The following is a 25,248-nucleotide window of genomic DNA, read 5'->3' as shown; positions in this document are numbered from 1 at the left end:
TTATTCGAGAGACTCAGTGGGGAGCCTCGGTCGGCGTGACGATCCAGGGACCGTGCCATCCGCCGTGGCGCGCAACGAGAGTGGATGCGATTGCGGGCCCCCATGTTCCGGGAGCATAGGGATGCACGGGCGGTGGGTTGTCGATCAGCGGCTGCATGATGCGCCAGTTCTCCTCGACCTCGTCCTGTCGTTTGAAGCGGCGGGAGTCGCCGACGATCGCGGCGTGCAGGAGCACCTCGTACGGCGTTGCGCCCTCGCCGCCCTCATCGGCGAATTCCGCGTCAAGGGTGATCGCCTGCGGGCCCCGGCCATCGGCCCGATGGGCGTCGACAATCACCCGGGCACCGGTGGAGGGATCCAGCTTCACGACGAACTCGTCGCGCACAGGGGCTCGGCCGTCACCGGCGCCGCCGAGCCCGACGTGGACGGGAGGCGGCGCCCGGAAGACAATGCGCAATTCGGTCTGGGTGACGGGGAGTTTCTTGCCCGTGCGGATGTAGAACGGGACGCCTGCCCACCGCCAGTTGTCGATCTCGAGCCGCACAGCCGCGTAGGTTTCGGTCGTCGAGCCTGCGGCGACTCCGTCGATGTCCTGGTATCCGTCGTACTGACCTCGGACGTAGTGAGCGGGGTCGGCGGCTTTCACGGCTCGGAACAGCGTCACGACCGCGTCGTGCAGCGCGTCCGGGCCCCCTCCGGAGGGCGGCTCCATCGCGGCCGCGGCCACCACTTGCATGAGGTGGTTGACCATCACGTCGCGCAGCGCACCGACGGGGTCGTAGAAATGACCTCTGTCTTCCACACCGAATTCCTCGGCCATCGTGATCTCCACGCACTCCACGTAGCTTCGGTTCCACAGCGGTTCGAGCACGGTATTGGCGAAGCGGAGGTAGAGGATCTCCTCGTAGCCCATCTTCCCGAGGTAGTGGTCGATTCGGTACAGCTGGGCCTCGTCCAGGTACTGGTGCAGTTCGCCTGCCAGCGCCTTCGCGGATTCGAGATCGTGGCCGAACGGCTTCTCCACGACAACGCGGGCCGCGGTCGTGAGACCGGCCTCCGCGAGTCCCTGGGCGACCCTGCCGAAGAGGAAGGGGGGGATCTCGAGGTAGAAGACCGGGTGCTTGGCGCCGCTGATGGCCTCGCCGACCCGTTGGTAGGTTGCCGCGTCGCCGAAGTCGCCCTGCACGTAGGCCAGCCGCCCGGCGAGCCGTCCGAACGCCGCCTCGTCCAGCACCTCTCCCGTTGCGACGATCGAATCCCGTGCATGCTGCACCAGGCGCTCTAGCGTCCAGTCGTCGACGGCGACGCCGACAATCGGACAGTCGAGCAAGCCTCGGAGTTCCAGCCGGTACAGCGAGCGGAATGTCATGACCCGGGCGAGGTCGCCCGTTATCCCGAAGACCACCAGGACATCGGCGACCTCCGACCACTGGTCGGGCGCAGGGGCCATCTCCGGCGAAGGTGAAGGGGGCATCGGAGTCTCCATACGTGAGTAAGTCGCGATTTTCGACCTTTATACTCCGCCCGCGGAGCCCGCGATACCCGCGAGAGAGAAAATGGCGGAGTGGTGCACCAGTCGTCCGCACGTGCGCTGAATTCGTCGCGAGACGTCGAAGTGTGTGCCGGAGCGGAACTGCTCTTGCCCTCTGCCGAGACCGGGGTGACACTGGGTGCGGCTGCTGCGTCCGACTTCGTTGGCGGGCTGGCTTGTCCGAACCTAGTTCGAGTGGATCGGTCGAAAGACGACGGAGGTGACTGATCACATGGACCCGACAGACCTCGCCCGCATCCAGTTCGCGTCGACGAGCATCTATCACTTCTTCTTCGTTCCCGTGACCATCGGACTGGCGTTCCTCATGGCCATCCTCCACACCAAGTGGTATCGCACGCGTGAGATCCGGTTCGAGCGTCTGACCCGCTTCTTCGGAACGCTTCTGCTGATCAATGTCGCAATCGGCGTGGTGACGGGGCTCGTGCAGGAGTTCCAGTTCGGCATGAACTGGTCGGCCTACTCTCTATTCGTCGGTGACGTCTTCGGCGCACCGTTGGCGATGGAAGGACTTGCCGCATTCTTCCTGGAGTCCACGTTCCTCGGGCTCTGGATATTCGGCTGGAAGGTGCTGCCGCGCGGCGTCCACCTGCTCTCGGCGTGGCTCGTCGCGGTGGGGGCGATGTTGTCGGCGGCGTTCATCATGGCGGCGAACTCGTGGATGCAGCATCCGGTCGGCTATACGACGGACTCGGATGGTCGCCCCGTGCTCTCGTCGATCGGGGACCTCTTTACCAACCCCGTGTTCATTTGGGGGTACATCCACGTGATCCTCGCCTCGCTCGTCACGGGTGCGGTCGTGATGCTCGCGGTGTCGGCGTGGCAGCTGCGACGAGGGCATCTGGCCTTCAAGACCTCGGCGCTGGTGTCGCTCATCGTGCTTCTTCCGGCGTCGGCTCTCGCGCTCGGGGTCGGCAGCCACCTCGGGGTGATCGAGGCGACCTACCAGCCGATGAAGATCTCGGCCGCGGAGGCCCAGTGGGAGACCTGTCAGCCGTGCTCGTTCTCGCTATTCCAGATCGGCGGATTCGAGAGCTCGGACGAGGAGCCGATCAAGATCCTGCAAGTTCCGCACCTGCTGTCGCTGCTGGCGACCGGCACATGGGACGGCGAGGTCGTCGGGTTGAATGAGCTGCAGGCGCAGGATGCGGCTCAGTACGGCCCGGGGAACTATGTGCCCGACGTGCGCATCCAATACTGGTCGATGAGGGTGATGGCCTACCTCGGCACCGTGTTCTTCCTCGTCTCGCTGTGGGGGGTGTGGCTGGCCGCCCGCAAGAAATTACCGACCTCCCGGGTGTTCCTGTTCGTCGCGACGTGGGCCATACCCCTGCTCTTCGTCATGAATACCGCCGGATGGCTGCTGACCGAGAGCGGGCGCCAGCCCTGGATCGTCCAGGGGCTCATGAAGACAGCGGACGGGGTGTCAACGACCGTCTCGGCCACGGAGATCATTGTGAGCCTCGTGGCGTTCTTCGTGGTTTACCTGTTCCTGATCGTGCTCGACGTCGTTCTCATGCTCAGGTACGCCCGTCGCGACCTCGAGGCTCCCGAGGAAGACCTCGCGAGTGACGACCGTGACACTCCTGCCCTGACCTACTGACGTGACCCGCTGAGGAGGACTCGTGAATCTCGCAGACGTATGGTTCGTCATCATCGCCGTCTTCTGGACGGGGTTCTTCGTGCTCGAGGGCTTCGACTTCGGAGTCGGTGCATTGCACGCGGTGATCGGCCGATCCGAGACCGAGCGCCGGACGGCGATCAACACGATCGCCCCGTTCTGGGACGGAAACGAGGTGTGGCTCGTGGTTGGTACCGCGGCGATCTTCGCAGCGTTCCCGGCCTGGTACGCCACGTGGCTGTCTGCGCTCTACCTCGGCGTCCTGGTTCTGCTCATCGCGCTCATCGCGCGTGGGATCGCACTGGAGTGGCGTGGCAGAGGCCGCGGCCATTCCTGGCGCGGAGCATGGAGCGTCGGGCTCAGCGTCGGAAGCGTCGTGGCCCCGCTCGTGATCGGAATGGCGCTCGGAGCGCTGCTGGCCGGACTTCCCATCAACTCGGATGGTGCATTCACCGGCAACGTCTCGGACATCTTCTCGGGATTCAGCGTGTGGACGGGCCTGACGCTCGTCGCGCTGTGCCTGTTTCATGGCGCGACGTTCCTCGCGATTCGCACGACTGACGACCTCCGGCAGCGCGCAACCCGCTGGTCGGTGACTCTGGGCATCGTCGCGCTGGTGATGGTCGCCGTGTTCGCGGTCTGGACATCACTCATGGCCCAGCCGGGATGGCCGTCGTACGTGTTGCTCGCGGCCGCGCTGCTCGCGATCGTCGCGGCCCTGTCGGTCGCGCGGCGAAGCGAGAAGGGCACCTTCACATCGACGGCGATCGCGATCGCGGCGACCGTCGGCTCGCTGTTTGCGAGTCTCTTCCCCGACGTTCTCGTGTCGAGTACCGCAGCCGAGTACAGCCTCACGGTGGCAGCGAGCGCGTCGAGCGAGTACGCGCTCACGGTGATGACGATCGTGGCCGCTGTCTTCTTCCCGTTGGTGCTGATCTACCAGGGCTACACCTACATCGTCTTCCGCAAACGTGTGGGAGGCGGTCCGATACCCGCCGACCGGATCGAGGAGCCTGACCTGATCGGCCCGGGGGAGTGACGAGCGCACGTGGTCTACGTGCCTGAAAACGTCAGGTAGTATTGATCTTGTAGCGCGGGGTGGAGCAGTTCGGTAGCTCGCTGGGCTCATAACCCAGAGGTCGCAGGTTCAAATCCTGTCCCCGCAACAGATGGCAGTTCTCGAAACAGCCACACGAAATCGCTCCTGAGATTCTCAGGGGCGATTTCGCGTTTCCGGGCCGGTTTCGCACGGCGCACTAGATCCGACTCGTCGTCGAGTCGTCTGAGAAGCGCTGCGCCAGCCAGACGGGCACAACCGCGAGCAGCACCAAGACCGCCGCGACCACGTTGACGACGGGCGCCTGGTTCGGGCGGAAAAGGTTGTTGAAGATCCAAAGCGGCAGAGTTTGGATGGTCGGTCCGGCCGTGAATGTAGTGACGACGATCTCGTCGAAGCTGAGCGCGAAGGCGAGAACGGCGCCGGCAATGAGCGCACCGCGCGCGTTCGGCAGAGTGATACGCCAGAACGTTTGCCAGCCGGTTGCCCCGAGGTCGGCGGACGCCTCCTCAAGTGAGCTACCCATCCGTCGAAGCCGTGCCTGCACGTTGTTGTAGACAATGACGATGCAGAAGGTGGCATGGCCGATGATGACGGTCGCGAGCCCGAGCGCGACGCCGAGTGGGCCGAGCACCTGCACGAAAGTTGCATTGAGTGCGATGCCGGTGACGATCCCGGGGAGGGTGATCGGAAGGATGACGAGGAAACTGATCGTGGCGCGGCCGAAGAACACGTAGCGCTGCACAGCGAACGCCGCCATGGTACCGAGCAGGAGCGCGATCAGCATGGCGCAGAGGCCCGCGACGACCGAGATGCCCAACGCGTTGAGGGCGCCGCTGCTCGTTGCGGCTTTCTGCCACCATTCGAGGGTGAAACCGGTGGGCGGAAAGCCGAAGGTGCGTGAACTGTTGAACGAGTTCAGCACGATGATCAGCAGCGGGATGTAGAGGAATGCGAGCCCGACCACCATGCAGACGGTAAGGGTTAGGCGCAAGGGAATGGGGAGTTTCATCAGACATTCTCCAAGGCTCCGGTGCGTCGCAGTGCGAACAGGTACAGGACGATTGCGGTGAGGGGGATGAGTGACAGCGTTGCCGCGAACGGCAGATTGTTGGCGGTCACGAGCTGGCCATAAATGAGATTCGCGAGGAGTTGGGTCTTGCCTCCCACGATCCCGACGGCGATGTAGTCGCCGAGCGTGAGCGAGAAGGTGAAGATGGAGCCGGCGGCGATGGCGGGGAACACCAGCGGCAGTACGACCGACCGCACGGTGCGCCAGGCGCTCCCGCCGAGGTCGAGGCTTGCCTCGATAAGAGAATTTGAGACGCGATCAAAACCCGCGTAGACCGGAATGATCATGAAGGGCAGCCACAGATAGGCGAGCGTGATGACGGTAGCAGGCAGGCCATATCCCGGTGTGATCCCGCCGGTCACAAAGGCGAGCGGGCCGTTCGGAGCGAGCAGGGTTCGCCAGGCGTACGCCTTCACCAGATAACTTGCCCAGAGTGGCGTGGTCACCGCGACGAGCAGAATCAGTCGCGCCCGGGGTGAGGCGACCTTGCTCATGTAGAGCGCCATCGGAATGGCGATCACGGCGTCGATCACAGTCACGCCGACGGCGACGAGGACGGTGCGCAGGGTGACCAATCCGAAGAGTGGGTCGGTGAAGAGCCGGGCAAGGTTGTCAAGCGTGAAGGTATGCTCGACCGCTCCGGTGAAGTCATTGACCGTCCAGAAGACGGAGAAGAGCATGACCAGGATTGAACCGAGGTACATCACCACGAGCCACAGCAGCGGCACGCTCAGGAGTAGCGCGAGCCGCGCTTTGGGCCTGGAGGAGAGATAGCTGGGGGGTCGCGCAGCTACCCTCTGATCTGCTGCCACGCGTTCACCCAGTCGGAATACGAGGTGCAATTGTCACCACTGCCGTCGAGGCACTGCGTGGTCGGCGTCGTCCAATAGTAGATTTTCGCCGCATAGTCAGCATCGGTGGCGTGGTAGGTCGTGCAGAAGTTGGGATCGCTCGTTTCCTTGCACGCGAGCGTCTGGGCGGGGGCTTCACCGAACCACTCGGCGACCTGGGCATTCACCGTGGGCGAGGTGATGTAGTTCATCCACTCGTACATGCAGTTCGGGTGCTTGGCCTTGGTAGACACCATCCAGGTGTCCGACCATCCGGTCACGCCCTCCTTCGGCACGACGGTCTCGACCTTGATCTTGGCGTCGGAGTTGATCAGATTCGCGATGACTTGCCAGGTGGTGCCGACCACCGAGCTGCCGGACTCGAACGCCTGCACTTCTTTCGTGAAGTCTGACCAGTATTCACCGACGTTCGCGCTCTGCTTCTTGAGGAGGGCGACCGCGGCGGCGAGCTGCTTATCCGTGAGCGAATAGGGGTCGGTGATGCCGAGATCCGGCTGAGTCGCCTTCAGATAAAGTGCGGCGTCCGCGATGTAGATGGGGGAATCGTAAGCGGTGACTTTGCCCTTGTAGGCGCCAGAGTCGGTGAAAACCGACGACCAGGATGTCGGTGCCGGCGATACGGCAGACGGAGTGTACATCAGCAGATTCGCTCCCCAGCCGTGCGGGATCCCGTACGCCTGGCCGTTGACCGAGTTCCACGAGCCGTTCTTGAGGAACGGGGAGATCGTCGTGTAGTTGGGCACCAGCTTGGTGTTGACGGGAGCGACGTCGCCGGCGTAAATCAGACGAAGTGTCGCGTCTCCCGAGGCCGACACCCCGTCGTACTGGCCGGTGCGCATGAGCGCGACCATGTCGTCAGACGTCGCGCCGTAGGTGGTGTGCACCTGGCAGCCGGTCTGCGCCTCGAACGGATGCACCCAGTCAACGGAAGGATCGTTCGACCCGTCCTCGGCGTAGCCTGCCCAGGCGATCAGATTGAGTTGTCCCTCGCCCGCGCCGAGCGAGCTGGCCATCGATTCCTTCGGCGGCTCCGCTCTCGTGGTTCCAGAGCTGTTCGGGGTGCCACCCGACGAACACCCGGACAGGAGCATCGCTGCCGCTAAAACGACGGCCGAACCCGTAGTTGCCAGGCGAATCATCCTTTTCATGAGGGGAGCCTCTCTTCTCGTGCCTGTCTTCGGCGCTCCGGTGACAGCCCGGTCAGTCGGAGATTCTTCGGAAGGCCGCTTCCGGCCAACGAAGTGTGACTTCGGCACCGCGTCGGATGCCGGTGTCGATGCCGCCTTCGGCATTCAGCACGGTGGCGCTAAGGGTGAGCCCGGCAGGCCCGTCGACGACGATGCGCGTGACCGAACCCGCATAAACAACATCGCGAACAATCCCATCGATATGGAGGGTATCCGTCGGCGTGGGTTCACCCCGAGGCACGATCGCGACCTTCTCCGGGCGCACCGCGAACGACCCGGTCTTACCGAAAAGTGCACGGGCGGAATCCGCCCCGATGAAATTCGACGAGCCGACGAAGGCCGCGACGAATGCAGTCGCCGGATACTCGTACACCTCGTGCGCCGGGCCGAGCTGCTCGATCTGCCCATTATTGAAGACGGCCAGGCGATCGCAGAGCGTCAAAGCCTCGTCCTGGTCATGGGTCACGAAGACGAACGTGATGCCGACCTCCCGCTGGATGGCCTTGAGCTCAAGCTGCATCTGCTCGCGCAGCTTGAGGTCGAGCGCGCCGAGCGGCTCGTCGAGCAGCAGCACTTTGGGCCGCTTCACCAGGGCGCGAGCGAGCGCCACACGTTGGCGCTGGCCGCCGGAGAGTTGCGTCGGCCGACGGCTGTCGTATCCACCGAGACGCACCATCTCGAGCGCTTCAGCAACCCGCCGGATGCGTTCGGCCTTCGGGACCTTGTCGACGAGGAGACCGTATTCGATGTTCTTCGCGACGGTCATGTGGGGAAAGAGCGCGTAGTCCTGAAAAACCGTATTGACGTCGCGTCGGTAGGAGGGAAGCGTGGTCGCGTCGGTTCCGCCGAGAAAGACCGAACCGGAAGTCGGAGTCTCAAAGCCCGCAATCATCCGGAGCACCGTCGTCTTTCCCGAGCCAGACGGCCCGAGCATGGCGAAGAACTCTCCATCGAAGACATCGAGATCGATTCCGTCGACGGCTGTCACCGGGCCGAACGACTTGCGCAGCGCGCGCAGTGAGATTTGCGGGGTTGGAATCCGCTTTTCGCTGCTCCCGGTGCCTGACGAATCGAAGCCGGGTTGATCACCGGTCGCAGCTTCTGTGGTGCGGGTCTCTGTCATTTCCACCCTCTCGGGCGAACGGTTTCAAGTGTCAGTTGAGTGCAATGCAACCACTCCGGAATACCGCCGTCAACCATCCCGCATGCCGGTCGTGCCGGTGCACAGGAGTGGCCCATTGCTGGGTTGTCGGCTCAGCCTCCGAGACGCGCCACGGCGTTGACGGCCGAGCGAACGGATGCCACCGTCTCGGCCACCTCATCGGCTGTCGTCGACGCCGCGAGGGTGAACCGAACCGCGGTCTGAGCGACGGTCGCCTCGATTCCGAGTGCCGTCAACACATGCGAGGCCTCATCGCTTCCGGCGGCACAGGCCGACCCGCTCGAGCAGACGATCCCGCGACGTTCGAGCTCAAGCAGCACCGCCTCCCCACTCGTGCCCGGAAACACGAAGGAGGCAGTGCCGGGCAACCGGTCGGTGCGATGGCCGGTGAGGAGGGAGCCTGGAACACCGCGGAGCACGCCGTCGATGAGGGCGTCGCGAAGAATCGTGGTCTCGGCTGCCGCCGTGAGCCGCTCAGCCTCGGCCAAGCGCAGGGCCGTGGCCAGCGCGACAGCGCCGGCGACATTCTCGGTGCCGCTGCGTTTGCCGCGCTCCTGTCCGCCGCCGTGCAGCACCGGTTCGAGCGGGTGGCGTCCGCGCACGAAGAGCGCCCCGATTCCCGCCGGCGCGCCGACCTTGTGTCCCGAGATCCCGAGCGCGTCAACGCCCAGCGTCGTGACGTCGAGCGGCAGCCAGCCGGCGGCTTGCACCGCGTCGGTGTGAAACGGAACGCCCCGGGATCGAGTCACCGCGGCCAGTTCAGCGAGCGGTTGAATCGTGCCCACCTCGTTGTTGGCAAATTGCACCGAGACGAGGGTCGTGTCGTCACGGATGACGGCGGCGAGGTCGGCGGGATCAACGAGCCCCGTCGCATCCACCGGAAGAAACGTGATCTCAAAACCGTGAACACGAGCCAGATAGTCAGCCGACGCCAGCACGGCTTCATGCTCGATCGGGGTGGTGATGAGGTGCTTGCCCCGAGGGGCGCCGAGCGCGATTCCCTTGACCGCGAGATTCGCGGCCTCGGTGCCGCCGCTCGTGAAAACGACCTCACCGGGCCGAGCTCCGAGCACCGCCGCAACCTCGCGCCGAGCGGCGGCTAGGGCTGCGGCCGCTGCTTCACCGCGCTGGTGGTGGCTTGACGGATTGCCGAAACCGCCGGTCAGGAACGGCCACATTGCTTCCAGGGCTTCGCGGCGCACGGGGGTGGTCGCGGCATTGTCGAGATAGATCATGAGCGTTGAATCTGTGACGGGTCAGACGATCGGCAGGTCGACAGAAGCCGGTGGGGGAGTGATCACAACGTCGAGCCCGAGATCGAGCGAGTGCACGCTATGGGTGAGTGCGCCGACCGAAATCACATCGACGCCCGTGGCGGCGATCGAGCGGACGGTTTGCAGGTTGACCCCGCCGCTGGCCTCGACGATCGCGCGCCCCGCGACGAGAGCCACGCCGGTGCGCAGGTCAGCGGGGCTGAAGTTGTCGAGCATGATCGTGTCGACACCGGCGGAGACGACCGGTTCGATCTGGTCGATCCGGTCGACCTCCACCTCCAGGTGCGTGGTGTGCGAGAGTCGCTCCCGCACCTGTCGCAGAGCGGTGGTCACATCGAGGCCGCCGGCGGTGAGAATCGCGAGGTGATTGTCCTTGGCCATGACCGCGTCGGAGAGGCTGAACCGATGATTGTGGCCGCCGCCGTCCCGAACCGCCTGGCGTTCCAGCACGCGCAGGCCCGGGGTGGTCTTGCGCGTGTCGACGATGCGGGCGCTGGTGCCTTCCGCCTCCGCGACGTAAGCGGCGGTGAGGGTGGCGACGCCGCTCATCCGCTGCACGAAGTTCAGGCCGATGCGTTCGGCTTGCAGGATGCCCCGGGCTGAGCCCGAGACAACAGCGAGCGTGTCGCCGGCGGCGAACGCGTCGCCATCGGTGACCTGCAGCGTGACCGTGATCGCGGCATCCGTCAGCCGGAACGCCGACTCGAACACCGCACTGCCGCTGAACACGCCGGGTTCGCGGGCGACCAATGCCGCCGTCGCGGTGGCGGCAGCGGGAATGAGCATCTCGCTGGTCAGGTCGCCCCAGGGCGCGTCTTCGTCGAGTGCGGCGCGAACGATGGTGTCGATGGAATGGCTGGTCAGCATGCGAAGGCCTCCTCGGCCTGGGGAACAGAGTGAACGGCGAATAACCCGGCAGCGGTCGTCGGCTCAGAATCAGTGGGGAGCAGCCAGGTGGCTGCCGTCGTCGAGTCGGCTGTCGTCAGGTCGGCACGACGCCAGGCACGCGAGAATGCGCGCTCGGGCCGGGTAAGCACGAAGTCGGCCCGGTGGTGTGCGCCGCGGGACTCCTCCCTGGCGCGGGCGGCGGCGACCGTCAGCTGGGCGAGCAGCAGCAGATTGGCGTCTTCGCGTTCGGTCATGGTCAGAGGTTCGGATGCCGGGGCACGGGTGTGCCAGCTGGCGAGCGTGGCCGTCGCCGCGTCGAGCCCTGCGCCGGAGCGGTGCACCCCCGCGCAGCGCCACATCAGGTCGGCGAGAGTGGCGCGGCTGAAAGTTTCGTTGGTTGAGCTCGTCGAAACCACGTGAGTCGATCTCTGAACGCGGGCGGCGTTCGAGGGCTGTCCGAAAAGGGTCTCGACAAGCTCGACCACCGGGGCCGGCTCGAGCAGTCTGACGGGCGCAGCGACGGCGGGCCCGTCGAGCGCGCGCACCGCACGATCGGCGAAAACTGCGGCCTCGAGCAGCGAGTTCGAGGCGAGCCGGTTGGCGCCGTGCGCTCCGGTGCGGGCGACCTCGCCGATTGCGAAGAGGCCGGGCAGCGTGCTGCGGCCCCAGTGATCGGTGACGACGCCACCCATCCAGTAGTGCGCGGCCGGGGCGACCGGAACGGAATCGACCGCCCAATCGAGGCCGACGGCTGCACACGCGGCGGTGATCGTGGGAAAGCGGGACTCCAGCTTCCTACGACCGATCATCGTCGCATCAAGGCGCACCGGTTCACCATCCTGCGCCTGCATTTCGGCGGCGATCGCCCGGGCCACGACGTCGCGCGGAGCGAGTTCGGCGTCGGGATGCACGGCGAGCATGAACCGTTCGCCGCGGGCATTCCGGAGCACCGCCCCTTCGCCACGCACGGCTTCGGACACGAGAGGTGTGCCGGGCACCGCGAGAGCGGTGGGGTGGAACTGATAGAACTCCAGGTCGGCGACTGCGGCTCCGGCGCGCCAAGCGGCCGCAACACCGTCACCCGTCGCGACCGATGGGTTCGTGGTGTGACGGTACAGCGCCCCCGCGCCACCGGTGGCGAGGATGACGACATCCGCGTTGATCAAACGCGTGCTCTGGCCACCGCCTCCACGGGTGCCGGCGACAGTCGCCCCGCCGACAGCCGCGCTGGCGAGGAGGGCACCGGTGACGACGCCACCCTCCACGACAAGGTCGGCGAGCATCGTGTGTTCCTTGATGCGCAACGAGCCGGGCCGCGTCGGCCCCGGGAGTGCACTGCGTCGGCGCACGGTGGCGATGAGGGCGGCCTCGATGGCGGCCCCGGTAGCGTCTCCGCCGGCGTGCAGCACGCGCGAGCGCGAATGCGCGGCTTCCAGCCCACGACGAAGGCCCGACTCGTCGTGATCGAAGTCGACACCGAACCTGATCAGATCCCGCACCCGGGCCGGCCCTTCACCGCAGAGCACACGCACGGCGGCAACATCGTTCAGCCCGGCGCCGGCGAGCAGAGTGTCCTGCACGTGGGCCTCAACCGAATCGCCCGGAAAGAGCGCGGCGGCGATGCCGCCCTGCGCATAGCGGGTGTTGCTTTCGGCCAGCTCTGCTTTTGTCACCAGGGTCACCGAATGGCCGGCATCGGAGGCCCGCACGGCGGCGAGCAGCCCGGCGAGGCCGCTGCCGACGATCAGCACCKAGGTCATGGTTCAGACTCCGGCTGGGGCGGCGACCGGCGGCAGGGCGGCCAGCATCCGCTCGAGGGCGAGCTTCGCGTGCGTGGCAACGTCGGCGTCGACGGCGATGCGGTTGAGCACGGCGGCGGGGTGTTCCGCGGTTCCGACCAGCGCTTCGAGCACCCAGGCCAGGTAGCCCGCGTGGATGCGGTACATAGTGGAGCACGGGCAGACCACCGGGTCGAGGCAGAAAATGGTGTGTTCGGGGTGTTCGGCAGCCAAGCGCTGCACGAGGTTGATCTCAGTGCCGATGGCGAAGGTCGATCCGGCCGGGGCCGCGGCGATCGCCTTGCGGATGTAGTCGGTCGAGCCGTACTCGTCGGCCGCATCGACGACAGGCATCGGGCACTCGGGGTGCACGATCACGCGCACGTCGGGGTAGTCCTGGCGCGCCTTCTCGATCTGGTCGACCGTGAATCGCTTGTGCACACTGCAGAAACCGTGCCAGAGAATGACCTGTGCGTCGTCGAGCTCGGTGGCGGTGTTGCCGCCGAGGGGGCGGTTCGGGTTCCACATCGGCATCTTCGAAAGTGGCACCCCCATCGCCTTCGCGGTGTTGCGCCCCAGGTGCTGGTCAGGGAAGAAGAGCACCCGCTGGCCGCGCTCGAAGGCCCACTCGAGCACGGTCTCGGCGTTCGACGAGGTGCAGACGATGCCGCCGTGCTCACCACAGAAAGCCTTGAGGGCGGCCGAGGAATTCATGTAGGTGACCGGGATCACGGGAACGCGGCCATCGGCATCCGGCTCGGTGCCGTAGACCTCGCTCAGCTGCTCCCAGCATTCGGTGACCGAATCGATGTCGGCCATATCGGCCATCGAGCAGCCGGCGGCCAGGTTCGGCAGGATCACGGCCTGGTCGGGCCCCGACAACAGGTCGGCCGTCTCGGCCATGAAGTGCACGCCGCAGAACACGATCGCCTCGGCGTCGGGGCGGCTGCGCGTCGCCTGCGCGAGCTGGAACGAGTCGCCGACGAAATCGGCGTGCCGCACGACTTCTTCACGCTGGTAGAAGTGGCCGAGCACGACGATGCGGTCGCCGAGCGTCTCTTTCGCCGCACGGATGCGCAGGTCGAGTTCGTCGGCGGATGCGGTGCGGTACTCGGCCGGCAGCTCACCCTGGCGCGGTGAAACGGTCGGAATCACGTCACCCATTGACGAGCCGGGGCCGTAGCCCGGAACACCGGAATCGAACTCCCACGGACCCTTTGCCAGGTCGGGGCTGCAAGTGCTGCCTGCAGCGCTGCCGGTGCTGATGAGCCGAATTGTCGTGTCGACGGATGCGTTGGTCATGGTGGTTCTCCCGGAGTGGGTCGTGCGGGGTGGGCCGTACGGGGTGGATTGTGGAGAGGTGAGCGAGGGGCTAGGAATTCGGGGTGGGAATCGGACGTTCCGGAATCGGTCGCTCCGGAATTTCAGAGGGGCGGCGCCCCGATGGCGCCGCGCTTGCGGAGAGCAGCTCGGCGTTGTAGCGATAGAGCCGGGGCGGTCGATTGCGGGCGCCGGCGAGTCGTTCGCCGGTGTCGACGACCGACCCGGAGGCCTCCATGCTGCGCCGGAAGTTCGCCGGATCGAGTGGCTTCTGCAGGACTGCCTCGTGTACCTCCCGCAACTGGGAGAGCGTGAAAGTCTCGCCGAGAAAGGCGTGGGCGATGCGGGAGTACTCCATCTTGGTGCGCAGGCGCCAGAGCGCGTATTCGACGATGCGGTTGTGGTCGAAGGCCAACTGCGGCAGGGCGTCGGCGGGAAACCACCGCACGTTGTCGCCGACGGCGACCTGCGCCGCCTCATCCGATTGCACGAGAGCCCAGTAGACAACGGAGATCACGCGTCGGCCGGGGGAGCGGTCAAGCGCGCCGAAAGTGTAGAGCTGCTCGAGGTAGGTGGGCGTGAGGCTCGTGGTTTCGCGCAGGGTGCGTGCCGCTGCGGTGGCCAGCTCTTCATCGTCGGGCAGCCAGCCGCCGGGAAGCGCCCAATGCGATTCGAATGGTTCGCGTGTGCGTCGCACCAGCGGAAGCCACAGGGTCATCAGGCCGGATGTCGCGTCTGGGCGCAGCGCGAAGATCACCGTCGACACCGCAAGGGTGGTGCCCTGGTTGTCGACACGATGCTGCTCGGATGCCACGGTGAGGACCCATCTAGTAAAGGTTGTAAAGACTTTAACTCAGTGGGTCCATCATATAGTCATTCTGACCAGAACTCATCCCCGAATCTCTTCGCGGCAGTGACGCGCTTGTGCGAAACTCAGGCCCGGCGCGTGGGCGCCACTGCGGGAACCTCGCTGGCGCGCACCACGCCCTGACCGGTGAGCCCCCAGATTGTGACTCTCCCCATCGCCTCGAGCACGATCTTGCTACTCATCTTCGAGGAACCGTGCGTTCGCTCGACGAACGTGATCGGAACCTCGACCACGGTCAGACCGGCCCGCACAGCATGAAGCAACATGTCGATCTGAAAGCAGTAGCCGTGACTTTCGACGCTGGAGAGCCGCATCCGTTCCAGGGCATGTGCCGTGTAAATGCGGTAGCCACCGGTCACGTCGCGTTGCTGCAGACGCAGCAGAATCCGCGAGTACGTTGAACCGCCCTGTGACAGCATCCGACGGTGCCACGGCCAGTTGACGATGTGGCCGCCGGGAACCCACCGCGAGCCCATCACCACGTCGGCGCCGGCGCTCGCCGCCAGCAAACTCGGCAGTTGTTCCGGCAGATGGGACCCATCGGCATCCATCTGCACGAGGGTTTCGTAACCGCGCGAGAGTGCCCAGGTGAACCCCTCCAGGTAGGCGGCGCCCAGCCCGTTCTTGGCGGAACGATGCAAGACATGCACGCGTGGATCCTGCGCCGCCAACGTGTCGGCGAGTATCCCCGTACCATCGGGCGACGAATCGTCGACAATGAGCACCTCGGCATCGGCGACGTTCGCGCGAACGCGCGAAACAATCGGTTCGAGGTTGTCAATCTCATTGAAGGTCGGAATGATGACCAGCGTATGTGGCATGGGGGCTACCTCGTCATTTCGATTATTGTAGTGCGATTCACGGTGGTGGTCACGGCTGCGGAAAAGCCCAGGTTTTCAAGGTCGTGCACCGAGGTGCCGGCCACGGATTCGGTGCTTCCGACGTTCTCGAGAAGCCAGACTGTGTTGGTGCCGGCGAGTTCATTGGTGACGGATGCCAGTGGCACCGTTTGATCCCACAGGCCGCCGGTCTGCTGGAACGGCGTTGCGAGTGTCACGTCCTGCAGTCCGTTGAAGGCCGTGGGGTAGAGCCGGAGCGCCAAGCGTGGTAGTCGCGACGGACGCACGCTGTCATCGAAGATTACCGCGTCACCCGGATGCGCATGGGCCGCGATCACCGCTGCTGCCTGGCGCCAATCGCTGCCGTCTTTGGCAAAACCCGTGCGCTGGGAGAGATAGATCGGCGCGACCACTACGACGAGCAGAAGCACTGCCGTGGCCTGAAGCCAGCGTTGCCCGAGACAGACAATCCCGATGGCGATCGCGATCGCCAGGGCCGGTGTGCAAAAAGAGAGATAACGCTGGGTGTACATCGGTGCGATCAGCCGAGTGCCGATCAAGAGCAGCGAGCTTGGCACGATGATCCAGGCGAGCAGCACAACGAGAGCGGGGCGTACAGCCGGCTCAAGTCCGCGAAGCCGGCCGGGAAAGAGAAACACCGTGACGAGTGCCAGCGCGACGAGGCCCCACGCGAGAACGGCGACCGGCGTGCTGACAAACCATTGGTCGACGAGTGCGGTCACCAGGTCGGGTGGGGGGCGGCGGCCGATGAACGAGATTTGGTCGTGCTGCGCGAGGCCGTAAACCACCACGGGAGCGGCGAGCAGAATTCCGATTCCGGTGGCGGCGAGCCAGCTGCGCCACAGGGGGCGTCGATTCTCTTTCGGTGCCCACAACCAGACGGCGAGTGCGTGAATCGGAATGAGCAGCACCAAATAGAGAAAGACGTAGACACCGAAGGCGCCGAGCGCGGCGTATGCGGCCCAGAGACCACGTCGCATCCTGACGCTGGTGGTCGGCAGGGCCGCGTGTCGCAGCACGTGCAGGAGAAGCACGGTCAGCCAGATTGCGCACGCTGTCGCGATGGCGGTTGACCGGGCTTCGGCGCCCATGTAGGTGACCCGCGGGAGCACCGCGAAGACGAGAGCGGCGACGATCGCCACTTCGGCGGTGAAGAGTCGCCGCGCCAGCACTGCGGTGCCCATCGTCGCCAGCCCGATCGCGAGGGCGCTGGGGAGACGCGTGGCGAGTTCGGAGGTGCCGAAGACCTGAATCCACAAGTGCAGGAGGAGGTAGTAGGTGCCATGTACGGCATCGACGGTGCCGAGCATCTGAAAGAGCGACGGTAGTGAACGTTCGGCTGACATGACGCTGGCGGCTTCGTCGCCCCAATACGACGGGTTCCACGAGCCGGCCAAAGAGACGACTGCGCCGATGGCACCGAGCACAACCGCCGTACGGGTGAACCGGGGGTTCGGCGTCAGGGCACGCGGCGCACGGGTCGTCTCGGCCGGATTCGCGAATGTGGTCACGCTCTTGACGCTAGGGGGAGCAGGTTAACGATTGGCTGCGCACGGAGGGCGTCCTCCTTCGAAGGCTCTCAGATACGAAGGCTCTCAGAATCGGGGGTCGCATCAGCCCGGATGCAGGGGAGATCAGCCCCGATGCCGGGGGAGACGCGCCTCGACGGCCAACCCTGTTCCCGTGTTCGAGACCGAGATGGTGCCGCCGGCACGTTCGACGATCGCGTGAACCACAGCCAGGCCGAGCCCCGACCCACCCGAACCGCTCGCGCGGGAGTCGTCGGTGCGTGAGAACCGGTCGAAGGCCACGGCAAGAAACTCTTCGGGCATGCCGGGCCCGGTGTCGACGACGCGCGCCACAGCGACGTCGCCCTGCCTGGACAAGCTGACCGTCACGGTTCCGCTCGAGCCCAGCGCGACGAGGGAGTTGGTGATCAGGTTGTCGACGAGCTGACCCATATTGGTGCGGGAGAGCGTGTAGCGTCCGTCTGTATCGTCGCCGGCGATCTCAAATTCGATCTCGAGTTCGCGAAAATTTCGGGTCATTCGCGCACGGTCGACGGAGCCCATCACCTCGGCGACCAGCCCGTTCCAATCGGTCTCTGTCGGAGCCTGATCACTCTCCAGTTTCGAGAGTTCGAGCAAGTTCGTGGCCAGCCGGGAGAGCCTGTCGACGGTGACCGACGCCTCGTCGATGTCCCTCAGCAGCGCCGGGGCATTGCCGGAGTCCAGATGCGCCAACTCGAGCTGGGTCTTCAAGACGGCCAGTGGTGTGCGCAACTCGTGACTGGCATCCGACACGACCTGCTTCTCACGGTCGACGCCGCGACGCAGCCGCTCGATGAAAGCGTTGAGCGTCACGGCCAGCTGGCTGACCTCGTCACGCCCGGCCGGCACGGGCAGCTGAGCGGATGCGCCGACCTCGCTCAAACTCTCGGCCTCCTCGCGCAGCCGGTTCACCGGGCGCAGTGCGGCGCCGGTGAGCAGCCAGGAGGCGATACCAAAGCCGCCAATCAATACGATGGTGCCGGTGAGCAGAACGCCGGTGAGTTCGTCGAGAAGCAAGGCGAGGGCTTCTTGATTGCGTGCAGTCACGATGGTCCAGGTGCCGTCGGTCGTCTCGACCGGGGTCGCCATCACCAGGTAAGTGGAGTGTCCTGCTTGAATCTCGCGCGGCGGTCCCTCGAGCTGGGCCAGCATTTTCGTGTGCGAGGCAAGGCTGAGCGGCAAGGTCGACTCTTGAACGAGGCCGGTCGGATCCACCACGGCGACGAGCTGGCCTTCGCCGGGAACTTCGACTGTCGAGCCCGGCGCGGCGAGGAGGCCCGAGACGATGGGTGCCGCGTCGCTCTTCAGCAGGCTCGCGGTGGTCTCGGCGAGGATCGACTGCACCTCGAGGCGGAAAAAGAACGCGGCCGTACTGAACAGCACCGCCGCGATGAAGAGACTCCCGAGGGTGATTCGTGCCCGGATGGACAGCCCGGGCAGGCGTCTCATTCCGTCAACTCCACGGTGTAGCCGGTGCCGCGAACGGTCACAATGCGGATTCCGGCCACAGACGAGTCGATCTTGCGACGCAGGTAACTGATGTACTGGTCGACGATATTCGGGTCGATGTGCAGGGTGCCGTCCCAGATCTCCTCGAGGATCGTTGCCCTGTCGACAACCCCGCCGGCGCGGCCGCAGAGCAGCCGAAGCAGCGCGAACTCCTTGGGGCTCATGGCAACGGTGTGACCGGCCACGCTCACCCGAAGGTCTCGAGAATCGAGCACGAGGTTTCCGAGTTCCAGGGTGAGCTGCGCTCCCATCGACTGCCGCCGTAGAAGCGCGCGCACTCGAGCGGTGAGCTCGGCGAAGGCGAACGGTTTGGTCAAGTAGTCGTCTGCGCCGCTGTCGAGGCCGAATACCCGGTCTTCGACGGTGTCACGTGCGGTGAGGAGTAGCACCGGCATGGTGTTGCCGGTCTCCCGGATGCGGCGGCACAGCTCGAATCCTGACATCTGCGGGAGCATCACGTCGACGGCCGCCAGGTTGAAGTCTTCGTGGGCGACCGCGATCAACGCATCCATGCCGCTGGCGACCCGGTGGACCTCATAGCCCTCGGCGGTCAGACCGCGTTCAATCAGTGAGCCCATCTGCTCATCGTCTTCAACGACCAGGATCTTCATTGCAGCACCCTTCAGAGCTCTTCCGGCACAAGTCGCCGATCAGCCGCCCTCGCCGATTCTGAACGGAGATCGCGGCACGTGCAACTTTCTCACACGCGATCGATTGTGTCAGCCTCCTGGCGCAGCACTGCCCGGCAGCGCGGTGCGTCATCGCGGGGATACCGCCGACCGTGGGCAGTCGTTGCGCGGGCAATCGTCGACCCGGAGGCGCACGGGCAGCGCGCCGATAGGCTGACGACATGGTCGAAACTCACACCTCGGAGGCTCCCACGCCTGTCGGTATCGCCGTCTGCCAGTTTCGGCCGGGTGCCGATGAGGCAGCAAATCTCAGCGAGATGCGTCGATTGGCTGCGCTCGCCGCTTCGCGGGGTGCTGCGCTCGCCGTGTTTCCCGAGTATTCAGCGTTCTTCGAACCGACACTCGGCCCCGCGTTCGTCACCGCTGCGCAGTCGCTCGACGGCAGTTTCGTCACCGCAATGACTGACATGGCCCGCGACCTTGGAATCTTCGTCGTCGCCGGAATGCTCGAGGCGACGAGCGACCCGGCCCGTTTCTCGAACACGCTTGTCGCCGTATCGCCCGACGGGCTCCTGATCGCCACCTATCGCAAGCTTCACCTGTATGACGCCTTCGGCGACCGGGAGTCGAACTGGGTCGTTGCCGGTGAGATCGAGCAACCGGAGACCTTCACCGTTCACGGTCTGACGATCGGGTTGCAGACCTGTTACGACATCCGTTTTCCCGAAGTCACCCGGCGACTGGTGGATGCCGGCGCTGACGTCGTGCTCATTCCCGCCGAGTGGGTGCGTGGCCCGCTCAAGGAACATCACTGGCGCACGCTCGTGACCGCGCGCGCGTTGGAGAACACGATCTATGTCGCGGCGGCCGATCACACGCCGCCGGTGGGCGTGGGCAACAGCATGATCGTCGATCCGATGGGTGTCGAGCTCGCCACCGTCGGCGAGATCACAGACATCGGCATCGCCTGGGTGTCGGCGGAGCGCATCAGCGCCGTGCGGGCGATCAACCCGGCCCTGGCCCTGCGTCGATTCACGGTGGTCCCGCGCTGACTTCGGTGGTTCGCTGACTCAAGTGCGCACGTGGTGATCCCGTGTGGGCGCGCTATGTAAAGGAGGAGATTCTGCGACACGCCGACCTGACCCGCCGGTCGTGATCGGTGTGTCGCAGAATCTCCTCCCTTGCGTTCAGCGCGCCGAGAGTGCGGCGAGCTGCAGCGCAGCCTGCTCCAAGACCTCAACCCGCTTGCAATAGGCGAAACGCACGAGCGACGCGTAGCGGTGACGGTGGTCGGGCGAGGTGAACGCACTCAGCGGTACCCCGACAACGCCGGCGAGCTCGGGCAGTGCGCGGCAGAACTCGGCGCCTTCTGCGTAGCCGAGGCTCTGGGCATCCGCCACGATGAAGTAGGAGCCCTGCGGTACCGTGATCTCAAAACCCGCGGCGCGCAGGCCGGTGGCGAGCAGATCCCGCTTGGCGGCCAGGTCTGCCGCGATGCCGGAGTAGAAGGTGTCGGGCAAATCGAGTCCGCGGGCGATCGCCGGCTGAAACGGCGCCCCATTCACATAGCTGAGGAACTGCTTGACGGCGAGAATCGCGGTCACGATCGGCGCCGGAGCGCTCAGCCAACCGATCTTCCACCCCGTCGTGTTGAACGTCTTGCCCGCCGACGAGATGGTGATCGTGCGTTCGGCAGCGCCGGGCAAGGTCGTGATTGGGATGTGCGGAACGCCGAACGTGAGGTGCTCGTAGACCTCATCGGTGACGATGAGCGCGTTGTGACGGTGCGCGAGGTCGACAATGAGCGCGAGAGTCTCGGCGCTGAAGACGGTGCCCGTTGGGTTATGCGGGTTGTTGATGAGGATGAGACGAGTGCGGTCGGTGATCGCCGCCCGCAGTTCGCTCTCATCGGGCTGAAAGCTGGGGGAGTGCAGGGGCACGGTGCGGTGGATGCCGCCGCCCAGCGCGATCAGGCCGCCGTAGGCGTCGTAGAACGGTTCGAACGTCACGACTTCGTCGCCTGGTTCGAGCAGTGCGAGGATCGTCGCCGCCAACGCCTCGGTCGCGCCGGCGGTGACCAGGATCTCGGTAGCCGGGTCGACCGCGAGTCCGTAGAAGCGCTGCTGGTGGCGGGAGATGGCGTCAAGCAGGATCGGATCGCCGCGTCCGGGCGGGTACTGGTTCACTCCGTCGGAGATAGCCTGGCGCGCGGCGTCGAGCACCTCGGCCGGTCCGTCTTCGTCAGGAAACCCCTGACCGAGGTTGATCGACCCGGTGCGCCCGGCAAGCGCACTCATCTCGGCGAAGATGCTGGCGGTCACGCTGCCGTCGGCGGCGAGCAAACCGGCTCCGCGGGCGGTGCGCTGCCAAGCGCCGGTAATCGTCATTTCGCAACCTGCATGCCCTCAAAGCTACGACATTCCTCGAGGCTGAGGTGTGCGGACGCGGGGGAGAGGTCGACAGACCTCGCACAACCTGTGGATAGTTTGCACCTGTGGGTGCCGATCTGCCCTAACGTGTCGGCATGCGCACTGTGAGTGGGGGCCGTCACACCGCTGCTGACGCTGTGCGTGCCCGCACCGGACTGCTCCTTGTCGCCGCGGCGTTGGTGTTGAGCGGATGCGCGTCGGCCCCGGATCCCGTTCCCTCAGAATCGCCGTCGGCTGCGGAACCGGTCTTTGCCTCTGATGAGGAGGCGCTCGCCGCGGCGACGGAGGCGTATGCCGCGTACCAGGTGATGTCCAGTGCGATTGCACAGCAAGGTGGAGAGGACCCGAATCGGATGAAGGAGTTTGCGACCGGGCAGGCTCTCGAGGCCGAGTTGGAGTCGTTCACAGGACTGGCGGATTTGGGGCTCCGAGGGCTTGGCGAACTGCGATTCGATTCGATGACTATTCAGGAACTTGATTCAGACGGCGGAACCCTTACCGCTTATCTCTGTTTGGACGTTTCTAACACAGACGTAGTCGACTCGAATGGTGCGAGTAGGGTCCCGGCTGATCGAGTTGACCGACTTCCACTTGAAGTGCACTTCATTCATTCCGATGGCCGTTCACGGCTACTCGTCGAAAGATCTGAATCATGGCTTGGCGAGAACTTCTGTTAGGGACGATTGTTGTCAGTGTGGTGGCGGTTGGCATCCCTGGTATCAGCTTCGCTGCTGCCGCCGATCGGAATGAGTCTTGCGTTGGCTGGGGCGCTTCCCTAGGCAACTGTCAGAACCCTCCCGAGTCAAACGGCTCGATCAACGGCGGCGGCGTCGACGTCTCGGCCGGCATCGAGTCCGGTTCGAATGGATCCGGCAACGAGAACTCTGAACCCGATGAGAGCGCCGGGCCCAACGATCTCGGTGGAAATGCCGGCACAATCGGCGCGCCCGACGCCATTGATCGCGAGGACTATGTGATCAATTGCATCCCGAACTCGCCGTGCGATCCGAATTTCACGGTGAGCATCAGTGACCTGGTGAACTTCACTCCGGCCAAGACCTCCACCGGTATGGAGCCAAACGGCTGGGCGGTGGTCGGCCTCCCCGCGAACTTCATGGCTCGGGCATCGGCACACACCCAATCTGGACAGCTCCTCGGGTTCCCGGCCGACGTTCGATTCACACCGGTCGGCTATCGGTGGAGTTTCGGCGATGGCACGACGGCGACCTCGGCCACCGGCGGATCGACCTGGGGCGACCAAGGTTTGCCCGAGTTCTCCGACACGGTGACAAGTCATCGTTTTGCGGAATCCGGATCATTCGTCATCGTCGGAACCGTGATTTACACAGCGGAGTATCGGTTCGCCGGCCGCTCATGGCAAGGGATTGCCGGTACTCTGGCGGTATCGGCTGATCCGTTCACAGCGGTTGCCGGACAGGCCAAGACGGTGCTCGTGAACGACGAGTGTCAGGCCGATCCACGCGGCCCAGGCTGCTGAATCGCACGACCCGTCACGACCCCAAGCAAGGTCACGGCTTCGCCATTGAATGCTCTCAGTCCTCGCATATAAAACGTTCAGGTTCGAGGGCGAAGCTATCAACGCTTGGAAGGAGCACCCCATGACCGACAGCACCAACGAATCAGGCACCACCCCCGAAACGCAGGGCGACGCAGTTGCCCAGAGCGACGCCGGTGCCGTCGAAGTCAACTCGGCCGGCGAAGCAGTGGTACCCGCTGCAGCTCAGCCCGTTGCAGCAGAACCAGCCGCCCCCGAGGCGGCCCAGCCCGTAGCAGCCCAGCCCGTAGCAGCACAGCCCGTTGCAGCTCAGCCCGCAGCGGCAGCCCCTGCTGCGGCAACCCCCGCAGCTCCTGAGACACCTGTCGTCCCAGCTGTCCCCGTCGCGCAGACCCCGGCACCGACGCCGGCACCGACCCCTGAAGTTCCCGCTGCCCAGACTGAAGCCCCCGCGGTGCAGCCTGCCGCCCCGGCCGCCTCTGTCCCCCCGGTCACCCCGGCAGCAGCCGCGCCGCACACCGCCGCGCCTGCCGCCTACCCCGCGCAGTCGGCTCACGCATCCCAGCCGGCTCAGCCAGTAGCATCCGGCCAGCCCGTAGCATCCGGCCACCCGGCCCCGCCCGCTGCCCCGACCGGAGCAACCTCCGCCTACCCGACCGACGCCTTCGGCCGCCCGCTCTATGCCGGAGCACCCGACGCGAACGGCGTCCCCGCCTACGCCACGGAGAACGGCTACCCGACAGAGCCGATTCCTCCGCTGAAGAAGAAGGACCCGGCCCGCCGCAAGGGAACCGCGACGGTCATCGCCGCTCTCGCCATTGGAGCGATCCTCGGTGGCGCATCGGGTGCCGGCGTTGTTGCGCTGACCGGCAGCAACCAGAGCAACTCCGTTCCGGCGAGCCAGTCACAGGGCGCCCAGAACGTCGTCGTGAACAACACCCAGAGCGTCAACGAAGTGACGGCAGTCGCAGCAAAAGCATCGCCGAGCGTTGTCACGATCAACGTGTCGACCTCGAACGCAGGCGGCACCGGATCCGGTGTGATTCTCACCGAAGACGGCTACATTCTGACCAACACCCACGTGGTGACTCTGGATGGCGCCTCCGCCGACGGAACGATCAAGGTCACGGCCCAAGACGGCACGATCTACGACGCCAAGCTCATCGGTACCGACCCGACCACCGACCTCGCCGTGATCAAGCTGACCGGAGCCTCAGGACTGACGCCGATCGCCTGGGCCGACTCGAGCAAGCTCAACGTCGGTGACTCGACGGTCGCCATTGGCGCTCCGCTCGGCCTGTCCGGCACCGTCACGACCGGAATCGTCAGTGCGCTGAACCGCAGCATCACCGTTGCATCGTCAGCCGCGCCGACCTCGCCCGACACGACGACCCCCACCCCGCAAAACGGCGGCGGCCCGTTCGATTACTACTTCGACAACGGCAACGGAAGCCAGCAGCCGACCGCGGCCAGCACCAGCATTTCGCTGCCCGTGATCCAGACGGATGCCTCGATCAACCCCGGCAACTCCGGTGGGGCCCTGCTCAACAGCAAGGGCGAGTTGATCGGCATCAACGTAGCGATCGCCAACGCGAGTTCGGGCAGTTCTACAGCTTCCGGAAGTATCGGCGTCGGTTTCGCACTTCCTTCCGACCTCGCTAAGCGCATCTCCGAAGAGTTGATCAAGAGCGGCGCGGCAACTCACGGCCTGCTCGGCGCCAGCGTCGGCGACGCGGCAAGTGTCGAAAGCAGCACGACGGTCGGTGCTCTGGTGAGCGCCGTCACCGATGGTGGGCCTGCCGCCTCGGCCGGACTGCAGAAGGGTGACATCATCACCAACTTCAACGGTGTGCCGATCACCGATGCGACAGACCTCACCGCTCAGGTGCGGGCCCAGGCTGCCGGGTCGAAGGCCGAACTCACCTACGTGCGTGATGGCAAGGCAACGACGATCTCCGTCACACTCGGATCACTGTCGAGCTAGTCCAGCTCAGCGCCTGATCCTTCCTCGCTTCTGCGCCGCCGGTTTCGACCGGCGGCGCAGAGGCATTTTTGGTGTGCCCGCGATGCAGGCGGATCCGGCAGCTTCAAAAGTCGTGCCTGATAGGCTCAATCGACTTTAAGACGA

20 protein-coding genes and 1 tRNA gene are annotated in these 25,248 nt (G+C 65.3%); 6 read left to right on the top strand and 15 right to left on the bottom strand.

Features of this window, described 5'->3' with window-relative positions; all coding sequences use genetic code 11:
- Window positions 1–13: 13 nt before the first annotated feature.
- On the bottom strand, window positions 14–1,474 hold the full coding sequence (gene zwf / locus AC1DCF_RS01535) for a glucose-6-phosphate dehydrogenase (protein WP_477209474.1): 1,461 nt from the start codon (window positions 1,472–1,474) through the stop codon (window positions 14–16).
- Window positions 1,475–1,751: 277 nt separating this feature from the next.
- On the opposite strand from zwf, the gene AC1DCF_RS01530 reads away from it, so the two are divergent.
- From AC1DCF_RS01530 to AC1DCF_RS01520, 3 genes are all read left to right on the top strand, one after another.
- Entirely contained in the window at window positions 1,752–3,152 is a 1,401-nt protein-coding gene (locus AC1DCF_RS01530; protein WP_477209473.1) for a cytochrome ubiquinol oxidase subunit I, read from the top strand.
- A 22-nt stretch (window positions 3,153–3,174) separates the two neighbouring features.
- Entirely contained in the window at window positions 3,175–4,209 is a 1,035-nt protein-coding gene (gene cydB, locus AC1DCF_RS01525; protein ID WP_477209472.1) for a cytochrome d ubiquinol oxidase subunit II, read from the top strand.
- A gap of 53 nt (window positions 4,210–4,262) precedes the next feature.
- Window positions 4,263–4,336: transfer RNA gene (locus AC1DCF_RS01520), tRNA-Met, on the top strand.
- A gap of 90 nt (window positions 4,337–4,426) precedes the next feature.
- On the opposite strand, the gene AC1DCF_RS01515 is transcribed toward AC1DCF_RS01520, so the two are convergent.
- From AC1DCF_RS01515 to AC1DCF_RS01455, 13 genes are all read right to left on the bottom strand, one after another.
- Entirely contained in the window at window positions 4,427–5,239 is an 813-nt protein-coding gene (locus AC1DCF_RS01515; protein WP_477209471.1) for an ABC transporter permease, read from the bottom strand.
- Window positions 5,239–6,027 carry an ABC transporter permease gene (locus AC1DCF_RS01510; RefSeq protein WP_477209470.1) on the bottom strand — a complete coding sequence of 263 codons (789 nt, stop codon included), beginning with the start codon at window positions 6,025–6,027 and terminating at the stop codon, window positions 5,239–5,241. Before AC1DCF_RS01510 ends, AC1DCF_RS01515 begins: the two co-directional genes overlap by 1 nt.
- Before the next feature lie 62 nt (window positions 6,028–6,089).
- The gene (locus AC1DCF_RS01505; protein ID WP_477209469.1) at window positions 6,090–7,298 is read right to left on the bottom strand and encodes an ABC transporter substrate-binding protein; all 1,209 of its coding nucleotides are present in this window, start codon (window positions 7,296–7,298) and stop codon (window positions 6,090–6,092) included.
- 52 nt (window positions 7,299–7,350) lie between these two features.
- Window positions 7,351–8,460, bottom strand: coding sequence for an ABC transporter ATP-binding protein (locus AC1DCF_RS01500; RefSeq protein ID WP_477209468.1), 1,110 nt, complete (start codon window positions 8,458–8,460; stop codon window positions 7,351–7,353).
- A 131-nt stretch (window positions 8,461–8,591) separates the two neighbouring features.
- On the bottom strand, window positions 8,592–9,734 hold the full coding sequence (locus AC1DCF_RS01495; RefSeq protein ID WP_477209467.1) for a cysteine desulfurase family protein: 1,143 nt from the start codon (window positions 9,732–9,734) through the stop codon (window positions 8,592–8,594).
- Window positions 9,735–9,755: 21 nt separating this feature from the next.
- The gene (nadC, locus tag AC1DCF_RS01490) at window positions 9,756–10,640 is read right to left on the bottom strand and encodes a carboxylating nicotinate-nucleotide diphosphorylase (RefSeq protein WP_477209466.1); all 885 of its coding nucleotides are present in this window, start codon (window positions 10,638–10,640) and stop codon (window positions 9,756–9,758) included.
- Window positions 10,634–12,421 carry an L-aspartate oxidase gene (gene nadB / locus AC1DCF_RS01485; RefSeq protein WP_477209465.1) on the bottom strand — a complete coding sequence of 596 codons (1,788 nt, stop codon included), beginning with the start codon at window positions 12,419–12,421 and terminating at the stop codon, window positions 10,634–10,636. Before nadB ends, nadC begins: the two co-directional genes overlap by 7 nt.
- A gap of 3 nt (window positions 12,422–12,424) precedes the next feature.
- Window positions 12,425–13,741 (bottom strand): quinolinate synthase NadA, encoded by a 1,317-nt coding sequence (gene nadA, locus AC1DCF_RS01480; RefSeq protein ID WP_477209464.1) that lies wholly within the window; start codon window positions 13,739–13,741, stop codon window positions 12,425–12,427.
- A 70-nt stretch (window positions 13,742–13,811) separates the two neighbouring features.
- A complete protein-coding gene (locus tag AC1DCF_RS01475) occupies window positions 13,812–14,477 on the bottom strand; it encodes an NUDIX hydrolase (RefSeq protein ID WP_477209819.1) in 666 nt (221 codons plus the stop codon).
- Window positions 14,478–14,692: 215 nt separating this feature from the next.
- On the bottom strand, window positions 14,693–15,448 hold the full coding sequence (locus tag AC1DCF_RS01470) for a polyprenol monophosphomannose synthase (protein ID WP_477209463.1): 756 nt from the start codon (window positions 15,446–15,448) through the stop codon (window positions 14,693–14,695).
- Window positions 15,449–15,453: 5 nt separating this feature from the next.
- A complete protein-coding gene (locus tag AC1DCF_RS01465; protein ID WP_477209462.1) occupies window positions 15,454–16,998 on the bottom strand; it encodes a glycosyltransferase family 39 protein in 1,545 nt (514 codons plus the stop codon).
- Window positions 16,999–17,121: 123 nt separating this feature from the next.
- Window positions 17,122–18,486, bottom strand: a complete 1,365-nt coding sequence (locus AC1DCF_RS01460) for a sensor histidine kinase (RefSeq protein WP_477209461.1) — start codon at window positions 18,484–18,486, stop codon at window positions 17,122–17,124.
- Entirely contained in the window at window positions 18,483–19,157 is a 675-nt protein-coding gene (locus tag AC1DCF_RS01455) for a response regulator transcription factor (RefSeq protein ID WP_441791508.1), read from the bottom strand. The genes AC1DCF_RS01460 and AC1DCF_RS01455 overlap by 4 nt, the downstream gene beginning before the upstream one ends.
- A 239-nt stretch (window positions 19,158–19,396) precedes the next feature.
- Between AC1DCF_RS01455 and AC1DCF_RS01450 the strand changes: the two genes are divergently transcribed.
- Entirely contained in the window at window positions 19,397–20,227 is an 831-nt protein-coding gene (locus AC1DCF_RS01450; protein ID WP_477209460.1) for a carbon-nitrogen hydrolase family protein, read from the top strand.
- Window positions 20,228–20,362: 135 nt separating this feature from the next.
- Here the strand turns inward: AC1DCF_RS01450 and AC1DCF_RS01445 are convergent, their stop codons facing one another.
- Window positions 20,363–21,562, bottom strand: a complete 1,200-nt coding sequence (locus tag AC1DCF_RS01445; RefSeq protein WP_477209459.1) for an aminotransferase class I/II-fold pyridoxal phosphate-dependent enzyme — start codon at window positions 21,560–21,562, stop codon at window positions 20,363–20,365.
- Window positions 21,563–22,256: 694 nt separating this feature from the next.
- Between AC1DCF_RS01445 and AC1DCF_RS01440 the strand changes: the two genes are divergently transcribed.
- Window positions 22,257–23,102: a hypothetical protein gene (locus tag AC1DCF_RS01440; RefSeq protein WP_477209458.1), complete on the top strand. Its 846-nt coding sequence runs from the start codon at window positions 22,257–22,259 to the stop codon at window positions 23,100–23,102.
- A gap of 121 nt (window positions 23,103–23,223) precedes the next feature.
- Entirely contained in the window at window positions 23,224–25,104 is a 1,881-nt protein-coding gene (locus AC1DCF_RS01435; protein ID WP_477209457.1) for a S1C family serine protease, read from the top strand.
- Window positions 25,105–25,248: the final 144 nt, after the last annotated feature.

This window comes from Leifsonia sp. 10L418, assembly GCF_056395445.1.
This window is presented reverse-complemented; position numbering and strand designations above follow the sequence as displayed.